Source organism: Mycobacterium sp. (genome assembly GCF_050701675.1).
GTDB lineage: Bacteria > Actinomycetota > Actinomycetes > Mycobacteriales > Mycobacteriaceae > Mycobacterium.
Genome location: NZ_JBOGDD010001011.1, coordinates 1 through 8,035, shown reverse-complemented (window position 1 = coordinate 8,035; position 8,035 = coordinate 1). Strand labels below are relative to the sequence as shown.

General features: G+C 69.1%; 9 protein-coding genes and 1 pseudogene. All 10 read right to left on the bottom strand.

The annotated features are described in order from the left end of the window. Nucleotides 1-411: pseudogene (locus tag ACRDUX_RS30945) on the bottom strand (hypothetical protein); the annotation flags it as partial. Next, entirely contained in the window at nucleotides 408-911 is a 504-nt protein-coding gene (locus ACRDUX_RS30940; protein WP_526419679.1) for a (2Fe-2S)-binding protein, read from the bottom strand. The pseudogene ACRDUX_RS30945 and the gene ACRDUX_RS30940, both read right to left, overlap by 4 nt. Continuing rightward, entirely contained in the window at nucleotides 908-1,813 is a 906-nt protein-coding gene (locus ACRDUX_RS30935) for an FAD binding domain-containing protein (protein ID WP_526419677.1), read from the bottom strand. Before ACRDUX_RS30935 ends, ACRDUX_RS30940 begins: the two co-directional genes overlap by 4 nt. Continuing rightward, complete coding sequence (locus tag ACRDUX_RS30930) at nucleotides 1,810-2,637, bottom strand: CoA-transferase subunit beta (protein ID WP_526419675.1); 828 nt, start codon at nucleotides 2,635-2,637, stop codon at nucleotides 1,810-1,812. Before ACRDUX_RS30930 ends, ACRDUX_RS30935 begins: the two co-directional genes overlap by 4 nt. Continuing rightward, on the bottom strand, nucleotides 2,634-3,599 hold the full coding sequence (locus ACRDUX_RS30925; protein ID WP_526419673.1) for a CoA transferase subunit A: 966 nt from the start codon (nucleotides 3,597-3,599) through the stop codon (nucleotides 2,634-2,636). The genes ACRDUX_RS30930 and ACRDUX_RS30925 overlap by 4 nt, the downstream gene beginning before the upstream one ends. Continuing rightward, nucleotides 3,596-4,549, bottom strand: a complete 954-nt coding sequence (locus ACRDUX_RS30920) for an LLM class flavin-dependent oxidoreductase (protein ID WP_526419671.1) — start codon at nucleotides 4,547-4,549, stop codon at nucleotides 3,596-3,598. The genes ACRDUX_RS30925 and ACRDUX_RS30920 overlap by 4 nt, the downstream gene beginning before the upstream one ends. A gap of 134 nt (nucleotides 4,550-4,683) precedes the next feature. Beyond that, a complete protein-coding gene (locus ACRDUX_RS30915) occupies nucleotides 4,684-5,544 on the bottom strand; it encodes a 5-oxoprolinase subunit C family protein (protein WP_526419669.1) in 861 nt (286 codons plus the stop codon). Then, nucleotides 5,541-6,179 carry a 5-oxoprolinase subunit B family protein gene (locus ACRDUX_RS30910; RefSeq protein WP_526419667.1) on the bottom strand — a complete coding sequence of 213 codons (639 nt, stop codon included), beginning with the start codon at nucleotides 6,177-6,179 and terminating at the stop codon, nucleotides 5,541-5,543. Before ACRDUX_RS30910 ends, ACRDUX_RS30915 begins: the two co-directional genes overlap by 4 nt. Next, the gene (locus tag ACRDUX_RS30905) at nucleotides 6,176-6,934 is read right to left on the bottom strand and encodes a LamB/YcsF family protein (protein WP_526419665.1); all 759 of its coding nucleotides are present in this window, start codon (nucleotides 6,932-6,934) and stop codon (nucleotides 6,176-6,178) included. Before ACRDUX_RS30905 ends, ACRDUX_RS30910 begins: the two co-directional genes overlap by 4 nt. 72 nt (nucleotides 6,935-7,006) lie before the next feature. Next, nucleotides 7,007-7,921, bottom strand: coding sequence for a LysR family transcriptional regulator (locus ACRDUX_RS30900; protein ID WP_526419663.1), 915 nt, complete (start codon nucleotides 7,919-7,921; stop codon nucleotides 7,007-7,009). Between the last annotated feature and the right edge of the window lie 114 nt (nucleotides 7,922-8,035).

The window sequence follows — 8,035 nt, the reverse complement described above, 5'->3', positions numbered from 1 at the left end:
GACGTAGCGAACCCGGTCGAACGCGAGCACGGGCTGATCGATGGTGAGCTCGCCGAGCCCGCCGCTGGCGTGCTCGACGATCGCGTTGTGCGGGATGTCGGCAGCGGTGAGCACGGCCACCACGCCCTCGAGCCGCTCGGCGGCCGAGGTGTCGATGCGGACGATCTTGGCGGGTCCCACGTCGGAGCGGATCACCTTGCCGTGCACCATTCCCGGCAGGCTCCAGTCGGCGGCGTACAACAACGTGCCGCGGACCTTGTTGACGAAGTCGTGGTGTGCAGGCGATTGCCCGACGATACGGAAGTTGCGTTCGCGTTCCAGTGGCCCGGAATCGGCGTCCGGGTCGAATTCGGCGGGCGCACCAGGCGGCTCGGTGGTATCGGGTGTGGTCCCGGGCTCGACGGTGGTCATTGGGCATCACCCGGGTTCGCGGTCTGCCCGGATGGAGCCTGCAGATAGTCTTCGACCGCGTCGACGATGGCCTGATATCCGGTGCAGCGGCACAGGTTTCCGACCAACTCGTAGCGGATGTCGTCACGCGTCGCCGAAGGGTTGCGCTCGGCCAGCGCGGCCGCCGTCAGCAGCACGCCCGCAGTGCAGAAGCCGCACTGCGAGGCGCCGCGTTCCAGGAAACACTTCTGCAGCGGGTGGGCGTCGTCCTGCGGGTCGGACCAGCCGCGCAGCGTGACGATTTCCTGCCCCTCCGCCTGTACGGCATACATGCAGCAGGCGCTGACCGGTTCGCCGTCCATCAGGACCGTGCAGGTCCCGCAGACACCCTCGCCGCAGCCGTAGCGGACGTCGGGCATGCCCAGATCGTCGTGCAGGACGTCGAGCAGGGTGCGGTCGTTGCGTACCCACAGTTCGTGGTCGTGGTCGTTGACGCGGAGCGTCAGCTGGGTTCGGATCATGCTGCGCCTCCTTGCTCGGTGAGCACCTGTTCCAGCAGGCGTCGGGTGTGCACGGCAACCAGTCGCCGTCGGTAGTCGGCGGTTGCGTGCAGGTCGGTGTCGGGGTCAAGTGCTGCCGCGATCGCCTCCGCGCTCTCCCGGGCGCGGTCGGGGTGGCCAGGGTCGGACAGCGCAGGCTCGAGGAGTTGGTCGTCCACGAGCAGCGGCCGATCGGCGACGCCGCCCAACACGACCCGTACCCGCGGGCCGGATGCATCGGCCCGGGCCAGGACGCTGACGCTCACGGTGGCGAAATCGGAATAGCGACGGACGACTTCGTGAAATCCCCAGCCGGCGTCGCCAGCGACGGGAAGCCGGGCACCGGTCACGACCTCGTTGGGTTCGGCAGCCGTGGTGAGGTAGGTGACGAAGAAGTCGTCGGCGGGGATGGAGCGCTCGCCGGTCGGGCCCAGCACGACGATCTCGCCGCCCAGCGCCAGCGTGATCGACGCGATCTCCGCGGTCGGGTCCGCATGGGCCAGTGAGCCGCCGAAGGTGCCGCGGTTTCGCACCCGCACATTGCCCACGAACCGGACCGCGTGTGCCAGCAGAGGAGCATGCGTGCGGACGGCGTCCGAGGTCATCAGCGTCCGGTGTCGGGTGTTGGCGTCGATGACGAGGTGATCGCCGTCGACCCGGGGGTCCACGGCGGGAATCGGGTTGACGTCGATGAGCGCGGCGGGAAAGGCCAACCGCAGGTTCAACATCGGGACCAGGCTCTGTCCGCCCGCGAGGATCTTGGCCTCGCCGTCCCACAGCTCGAGCAGCTCGACGGCATCGGCCCAGGACTCGGCACGCTGGTATTCGAAACACGTCGCCGGCGTTCGGTCGGCGGTCGTCGGCATCGTCCGGTCAACGGTCATCGCGGTACCTCGCCATCGCCGTCGGTGCCCCCGACGAGGTGGCGCAGCAGTGCCAACTCGGCGTCGTCGACCGGCGGCAGCTCGTCGAGCAGATCGTGGACGAGCAACTCGAAACCCGTTGCGGCCTGAACCTGGTCGAGGGTCACGCCGGCTTGCAATGCCCGAACCCGCATCCGGTGCGACCCGGGGGCGAAGTCGAGAAGGGCCAGATCGGTGACCACCCAGCGCGGGCCGCCGTCCAGCAGGCCGCAGTCGCGTCGGCTGGTGCCGCCGGTCAGGAAGCCCGGGCTGGTCACGAAGTCCACGCTTTCGACGAACCGACGGGGCTCGTGCTGGGTCACGACCACGACCTGGTGGCACATCGACGCGATGTCGTTGGCGCCGCCAGGGCCGGGCAGCCGCACCGTCGGCTTCGCCGGGTCGCCGACGATGCTGGTGTTCACGTTGCCGAACCGGTCGACCTGCGCGGCGCCAATGAACCCGTAGTCGAAGAAGCCGCGCTGCGCCATCAGGAAGATGTCGGTGGCGCCGGTGAGCATCAGGGCGCCGATCGCGGCACGGACCTCGTTGGTCGAGGCGGGCAGCTCGCCGGGCATCAACTCGATGCCGATCATCCCGCCCTCGAGCAGCACGGTGAGGTGCGGTGCCTGGCGGCGCTTGGCCATCGCGGCGGCGACCAGCGGCTGGCCGATTCCGGCGAACAGCACCTTGCCGTCCTCGAGTAGACGGCTGGCGGCGACCGTCATGATCTCGTCCGGCTTGGCGTCGGGATGTTGCGGCACCGGGGCCAGGAGTTCGGCCCGGCGTGCGGACGTATCGGTCATCGCGGCATCATCTCCCGAGCGGTCAGACGCGCCGCCGCCACCCGCGCCGGGTCGATCGAACCGAGGTACGCGTCGTGGTCGGGGTGGGCGACCAGTGCATCGACGTAAGCTCGTGCCCCGTCGATACCACCCGATTTCACGGCCGTCATGTAGGCGGCGAATTCGGCGAGGTCGGCCTCGTAGTACCCGTAGCACTCGTGCGGATAGGCGCCCATCGGCTGATGCACGACCGCGTCGACCGCGAAGCCGGGGATGACGGTGCGGCCGGGGTCGCGGCGCAGCTCGTCGGTGCTGACGATCTCCTCGGCGGAGACGATGACACGACGAGCGGCGAGTACGAGATCGGCATCCATCAATTCATAGCCGTCGATCTGTGCGTTTCCGTTCGCGTCCGCGCGCTGCACGTGCACCAGCGCGACGTCGGGATTCAGGCTCGGCACCGCGTTCAGCAGTTGACCGGTGTACGGGCAGGTGACCTTCGCCAGGCCGAGTTGCCGGTCGATGTCGGAGCCCAGCATGCTGACCGTGGGGAGATACGGCACACCCATGGCACCGGCCTTGTAGCGCAGTCCGATGCCGAGATGGCTCCACTCCTCGAAGGTCGCCCGACCGGACTCCACGAGGTGTCGCAGCACCGGGGCCAGCCCCCAGCCGTGACCGATGCCGACCCAACTGGTCATCAGCCGGTCGGCCATGCCGGTCGCCAGCATCAGCTCGGCCTCGAAGCAGGACAGAGGGCGAGCCATGGTCAGGCCGCTGCGGCCCTGCCGGAGCACCTCGATCAACAACGCCATCGGGGTGCGAGCGTGGTTGGTGCCGCCCACCCCGATCACCGCGTCGTTCGGCACCAGGCGGCGGACGGCCTCCGTTGCGGTGGTGAGCTTTTCGCCGACGGGCCGGCGCAGCCCCTCGAGTTCGGTACGCGCGGTGTCCACGCCCGGCGTGAGCAGTCGGGCGTTCACGCCGCCCCCACGGCGCTGCCGAGCAGGGGCAGAACCTCCGCGGCGCACCGCTCCACCTGTTCGAGGTCGTACTCGTGCGGGATCAGGCAAATCTCCTGGACGCCTGCGTCGATGTGCGCCGCGATCTGCTCGGCGCAATCCTCCGGGGTGCCGCAGATGGCGCTGTCGGGTGTGGCGTTGCTCCACTCCGGGGTGTCGAAGTACGACGCCAGCCACGGGCCGGTGCGGGCCTTGGCCTCCTCCCTCGAGGAGCCGATGCAGATCGGCAACTGGTTGAGGGAGTGCAGTTGGGCCGGGTCGCGCCCCGCCTCCTCGGCGAACCGCTGGATCTTCGCCCACGACTGGGCGAACGCGTCGGCGGTGTAGAAGTAGGTCAGCCAGCCGTCGCCGAGCGTTGCCGCGCGCTTGAGCACCCGGTCGACGTAACCGCCGATCAGCAGCTGTGGGCGCGGTTGCGGCAGCGGCAGCATCTTCACCCGGCGAAACGACAAGTCATCCCAGGTGCCGGTGACCTCTTCGTTGGTCCACAGTTCTTTGCAGATCTCGAAGTTGCGCTCGAAGATCTGTCCGCGCTTCTTGAAAGGCGTTCCGGTGGCATCGAATTCGCGCTCGTACCACCCGGCCGCGACGCCCAGCCGAAGCCGGCCGCCGGAAATCGCCTGGATCGTGGCTGCCGTCTTGGCAAGTAGCGCAGGGTCGCGGATCGGCAGTACCAGCACGCCGGTGCCGAGTTCGATCGTCGTGGTGTGGCTGGCCAGCACCGCAAGCGTCGTGAGTGCCTCCAGTTGCGGGAAGGGTTGTCGGCTGCCGAGGAAGAGGTGGTCCCACACCCACAGTGAATTGAATCCAAGTTGTTCGGCTCGCCGAGCTGTGGTGAGCAGCTCCTCGATCCGGGGTGCTTTCTGGGCCGATGTGAAATTCTCCACGGCCAGCCCGAACGTCGCCGGCATGTTCATCCTCCCTGTCTGAAGGGCTGCTAGGAGTTCACGGTATGGCGGCCCGTCATCGATTCCTATGTCACCCGTAGCCATTGACTCCCCGCTGATTTGTCACTCCCGTACATCGCCGGGGGTAGTTCGCACGGCTAGCGATGAGGCTTGAATCCGACACGCGTGCCGGGAGCCGCTTGCGCGGCGCGGTCCACGCCGGACCGCGGCACCACCCCGATGACGGGGTATCCGCCGGTGACCGGCGCGTCGGCCAGGAACAGCGTGGGCCTGCCCCTGGTCGGTACCTGCAGGGCGCCGAGAACGACGCCCTCGCTGGCGAGTTCGCCCGTCCGCAGGCGGGGGAGCTCCGGACCGTCCAGCCGGATTCCGACCCGATCGGCGTCGGAGCTCACGGTGAACTGCTCGGTGGCCAGCCGGTCGAGTGCCTCATCGGTGAACCAGTCGTCCCGTGGACCGAGCAGCAGCGGAAGTTCGAGCGTTGAATCGTCCATCGCTGCGAGGGGCGCGCAGTCGGCCGCCGGCCATGCCCCAGCCGCGTCGCCGATGCCCAATACGTCGCCGGCCCGCAGCGGCGGTGTTCCGAGGTGGGCCATCGTGTCCCAGGACACCGATCCGAGCACCTGCTCACCCGCGAGACCGCCGCGCAGTGCAACGTAGCTGCGAAGGCCGGCCGTCGGGACACCGAGGGTGACGGTATCGCCTGCGTGTGCCGCGAAGGCGGTGTTGACCGACTGGTCCCCGTCGCCGCAGTGGATCGCCACCGGGGCGCCGGTTACCGCGACCAGGACCGTCGCGTCGACCCGGAACACGAGCCGGCCCAGGGTGGCCTCGATGCATGCGGCGTCGGGCCGGTTGCCCACCAGCCGGTTCGCGAGGTCGTACGACGCGCGGTCGGCGGCGCCGGACCGGCCGACGCCCAGGTGTGCGAGACCGCACCGGCCGCGGTCTTCCAGCAGGGCCAGCATTCCCACGGATTCGACGGTGAGCGAGGTCATCGGCCCGCGTCGCGGAACTGCACCACCGCGCCGGGGCGCAGGATCGCGGGCGGATCCGCGGCGACGTCCCAGAGCACGGCATCGGTGTGGCCGAGCAGTTGCCAGCCGCCGGGCGACATCCGCGGGTAGATCGACGAGAACTCGCCCGCGATGGCGACGGCTCCGGCCGGTACCCGGACCCTGGCTTCGTCGCGCCGCGGCACCCGTAGCCGGGCGTCGCCACCGACCAGATAGGAGAATCCGGGGGCGAACCCGCAGAACGCCACCCGCCACGGGGTGCCGGTGTGTGCGGCCACCACCTCATCGACGGAAAGCCTGGTGAGCCGGGCGATGTCGTCGAGGTCTTCGCCGTCGTAGTGCACGTCGATCACGTGCCGCTCGTCGGCGCCATCGGTCGCCGGGCCGGGTTCGATCCGGGCGATCGACGCCTGGATCGCGGCCGCGGAGGTGACGTCGGCATCGAAACCCACCAGCAGTGTGGTCAGTCCGGGGACCACCGAGCAGACGCCCGACAGTTCGGCGTCTCGTACCGCGCGAGCCCAACGGTGCACCAGGCCGTTGTCACCAAGGTCGAGTAACCACGCCGAGTCGCCGCACGGGCGCAGGACCGGGGCGACCGTCGAGCCGGCTGTCACCGAACGGGAACGAGCTCGACCCCTGCGGCCTCGAGTGCGGCACGCGTCTTGCGCGCGAATTCGACGGCCCGTGGCGTATCGCAGTGCACCAGCAGCGCCTCCGCCTTGACGTCGACCTCGCTGCCGTCGACGGCGGTGAGATGACCTTCCATGACCATCTGCACGGCCCGGGCTGCCGCCTCGTCGGGATCGGTCAGTAGAGCGTTCGGCTCGGTGCGGGGCTGCAGTAGTCCTTCGGGCGTGTATGCGCGGTCGACGAACGCCTCGGCGACCAGCCGCAGGCCGGCCTCTTCGCCGAGCCGCCAGAGCTCGGTGCCAACCGGTGAGAGCAGGGGCAGGTCCTTGTTGAATTCCAACGTTGCGTCGACGAGGGCCTGGGCGTGCTCGGTGTTCTTCACCGCAACGTTCCACAGCGCGCCGTGTGCGCGGATGAAGTCGACCTTGCCGCCGGCGATGCGGGCGAAGACCTCCAGTGCCCCCATTTGGTAGAGCAGGTCGTCGCGCAGCTCATTGCCCGGGATTGCGATGTACCGGCGTCCGAAACCGTGGAGGTCGCGGTAGCTCACCTGGGCTCCGATGGCGACGCCATTCTTGACGGAGATGGCGCAGGTGCGGCGCATGATGCCGGGGTCACCGCCGTGGAATCCGCACGCGATGTTGGCGCTGGTGACGATGTCGAGCAGCGCGTCGTCGTCGCCCAGACTCCAGCGACCCAGTCCCTCACCGATGTCGGTCGTCAACGCTACTTTCGGCATACGCACTCCTGCCCTAGTCCGGGTCGCTATGGACCAAGTATCACCATCGGTACGGCGCGAGAACAGCGCCTGTCACTGAACGTCATCAGTCAGTGTTTCTGCCGATTGGCAGAACTGCCCGCGCAGCGCTCCCCGGACGGCGCGTACCGAGGGGTCGCGCTCTCTGGCTTGACGGGCTAGCGAGACCAGGGTGCGCGACCATCCCGTCTCGATCCGGGTGAGCGCGGCGGTCTCGCGTTGTGGCGGCAGCACCAGCCTCGGCAGGATGCTGGCCGCGGCGCCCTGGTGAACCAGGAACAGCAGCAGATCGAGGTCGTACGACTCGTACTGCACCGTCGGAGTGAAGCCGAGCCCGAGGCAGTGCTGGACGGCCCAGGCCCGGGAGGCGGCCCCAATGGGCTCCAGCGCCCAGGGCAAGGTCGCCCCCGCCTTCACCAGATCACGTCCCTTCAGCAGTGAGGTGGCCGACACGATCTCGAGGGGGTCGTGGCCGAGCACCTCGCGGTTGACGTGGCGCGAGGGTGTCGGGCTGCTGCCGGGATACTCCTCGCTCACCACCAGATCGAACTCGCCGCTCAGCAGTGCCGGGATCGCCACCTCGGGCTCGGATTCGACGAGTTCCACACGCAGTCCCTGATGCTGCCGCTGGCAGTCGAGCAGCGCCGGGACCAACGCACGGGCGGCGCTGCCGAAGGCGGCCACCCGGCAGGTGCCGGTCGGCGGTTCCGCGCCGGAGCGCAGTTCCGCTTGGGCGAGTTCGAGCGCGGCGAGGATGTCGGCGCCCCGCTCGGCGAGGCGCCGGCCCGCCTCGGTGAGCCGCACGCCGCGACCAACCCGCTCGAGCAGCGACGTGCCTGCCTCGCGCTCGAGCAGGGCGAGCTGCTGTGAGATGCCGGACGGGCTCATGTGCAGCGCCTCGGCCACCGCCGCGATGGTCCCGTGGTGGCTGAGCTCGACCAGGAAGCGGAGTCGGCGTACGTCCAGCACCCCACCATCCTAAGGAGATCGTTCAGTATCGCTGCCGGATTGACGGCAGCAATCGGTGATGTTGCGGCGGCGCGGCGGTCCCTATGGTTCCCAAGCAGGAGGTGTGTCCCGTGC

Bases quoted from the DNA above. Each gene is read 5' to 3' on its own strand.
- ACRDUX_RS30915 (WP_526419669.1), bottom strand. From the start codon at position 5,544: ATGACCTCGCTCACCGTCGAATCCGTGGGAATGCTGGCCCTGCTGGAA.
- ACRDUX_RS30905 (WP_526419665.1), bottom strand. From the start codon at position 6,934: ATGCCGAAAGTAGCGTTGACGACCGACATCGGTGAGGGACTGGGTCGC.
- ACRDUX_RS30940 (WP_526419679.1), bottom strand. From the start codon at position 911: ATGATCCGAACCCAGCTGACGCTCCGCGTCAACGACCACGACCACGAA.
- ACRDUX_RS30930 (WP_526419675.1), bottom strand. From the start codon at position 2,637: ATGACCGATACGTCCGCACGCCGGGCCGAACTCCTGGCCCCGGTGCCG.
- ACRDUX_RS30920 (WP_526419671.1), bottom strand. From the start codon at position 4,549: ATGCCGGCGACGTTCGGGCTGGCCGTGGAGAATTTCACATCGGCCCAG.
- ACRDUX_RS30935 (WP_526419677.1), bottom strand. From the start codon at position 1,813: ATGACCGTTGACCGGACGATGCCGACGACCGCCGACCGAACGCCGGCG.